This is a genomic window from Acinetobacter sp. NIPH 298 (assembly GCF_000369505.1).
Classification (GTDB): domain Bacteria; phylum Pseudomonadota; class Gammaproteobacteria; order Pseudomonadales; family Moraxellaceae; genus Acinetobacter.
On record NZ_KB850055.1, the window covers coordinates 1,790,550 to 1,790,864 of the forward strand.

Consider the following 315-nt stretch of genomic DNA (forward strand, 5'->3'; position numbering starts at 1 on the left):
CGTTTGACCTTGCAAGTTACTAATATCACTCGTGTTGGTCGCAATGTTATTGGTGTTCGTCGTGATGTTATTGGTATTGGTCGTAATGTTCGCTGTGTTGGTTGCAATATCTGTGGTGTTTTGAGCAACGTTGTTATTGGTCGTTGTTAATTGACCAAAGTTAACTGCATCATTCGGTGCACTGCCATCAGCAACATTGGTAATTACTTTACTACCAGCATCAATGCCTGCTGTTGTAACGCTTGGTCCACCTGTGATTACTAAACCATTCGTATCTAACTTACTGTTGCCCGCTGTTACGCTATCAACGGTTAA

1 pseudogene is annotated in these 315 nt (G+C 41.9%); it reads right to left on the reverse strand.

Going from position 1 to position 315, the window contains the following annotated elements:
* A pseudogene (locus tag F903_RS13340) lies at positions 1-315 on the reverse strand (cell surface protein); the annotation flags it as partial.